3 tRNA genes and 1 pseudogene are annotated in these 1562 nt (G+C 62.2%); all 4 read right to left on the reverse strand.

The window, feature by feature from the left end:
- Positions 1-69: pseudogene (locus tag ACSHSS_RS30140) on the reverse strand (GTP-binding protein); the annotation flags it as partial.
- Positions 70-132: 63 nt separating this feature from the next.
- Positions 133-207 (reverse strand) — tRNA-Thr (locus ACSHSS_RS30145).
- A gap of 25 nt (positions 208-232) precedes the next feature.
- Positions 233-306: transfer RNA gene (locus ACSHSS_RS30150), tRNA-Gly, on the reverse strand.
- A 43-nt stretch (positions 307-349) separates the two neighbouring features.
- Positions 350-435 (reverse strand) — tRNA-Tyr (locus tag ACSHSS_RS30155).
- Positions 436-1562: the final 1127 nt, after the last annotated feature.

Raw genomic sequence — 1562 nt, forward strand, 5'->3', positions numbered from 1 at the left:
GTGGTCAACGTGACCAATCGTACCAACGTTCACGTGCGGCTTGGTCCGCTCGAATTTTTCCTTGGCCATTTTCAACTCCCGAAAGGAATTTCACATGTTGCGCCGCGCGCAAACAGACACTGACTTTACTGCTGGTGCCCATGGGCAGGATCGAACTGCCGACCTCTCCCTTACCAAGGGAGTGCTCTACCACTGAGCCACATGGGCGCTTTTACGCTTCAACTTCGCGGACTGGAGCGGGTGAAGGGAATCGAACCCTCGTCGTAAGCTTGGAAGGCTTCTGCTCTACCATTGAGCTACACCCGCACGGGCCACTAACGATTCCTTACCGCTCTCTGCGCTGATGTCTTGGTGGAGGAGGTTGGATTCGAACCAACGTAGGCGTAAGCCAACAGATTTACAGTCTGCCCCCTTTAGCCACTCGGGCACCCCTCCGTAGAGAACTGACGATTATGGGGGTGCATCGAACTCTTGTCAAGCACTGCGAGAAGATTATTTTCATTTTCTTCCCGAGCGCCGGCTCGACCACCAGGCATCCGCCGCCGACTACGATGGCGACGAGAGGTTCGCCATTCGGCGCCCACACCTTCGTCAGACTCCGCTTCCAGCAATGTTGCATGCTGAAAACGAAAGACCGCCATCATACGGTCTCTCGGGCAGAATGCCAAGCGGGTAGGCGGAAAATTTTTTGCAATATTCGTGCCGGGCGTTCTTGGGGAGATGGATTGAGGGCTTAAGGGGACGGTTGCCGGGCGTATCGTGCCGTTGCCCCGCGAGGCAGTCGCCAGCGACGGGGGAGCGACGGCTCGGACGTGACGCCCTCCGGCGCGGCGCCGGCGACCGCGCTGCAGACCTGGCACGCGGACTCTTCGGGACCGCTTCTCCGCTGCGCTAATCGCTGTCGATCGGTGCGGCGCCCTGCCCAGCTGCTTGCTGCTTGTTCGCCCTCGCGCCCCGCTCCGGCCGCCCGGCGCGACGGCCCTCGGCTGGAACGGTCAAAGACGCCCGAAAGCGCAGCCACACCGCACGGGAAGGTCGGAATAGGAGCCACGGGCAGAGGATTGGCGATGAGCGCGTTCGAGCGGAGGAACGCAGCGGGTTGCAACGTCTAACAGGGAATTGCGCAGAGCATGCGACGGGAGACATTTCAGCGGCCCCGGCGCCGCATGGGTTGATCTGCCAACCGGTGCGGCATCAGCGAAGACGGCTGCCAGCCAGCCGTCAACCGTTGTCCGCCGATCGACGAAGGCCGGCCGCAGGGCACCAGCTGAAAGGAGGTGTCGACGACGGCGTCTGCCGGCTTGTCGCGGCGCGCCCGGGATAGGCGACGCGACGGCTTGCTTGCCGTGAGGCGGCTCACCGCGCCGAGTCTAAGGCTCGCCGGTCGAAAGAGGCCTGACCGAGAAGGAGGACCCGTATCCCGCGAAGATTCGCATCGCGCGGAGACCAGCCGGCTCTCGAACCGACAGCGCATTTCCGGCGCCACAAATGCAAAAACCCCCGCCTGTTCAGGCGGGGGTTCTTGGCTTAGGGAGCCTGACGATTACCTACTTTCACACGGG

The sequence above is a fragment of the Burkholderia sp. BC1 genome (genome assembly GCF_052683555.1).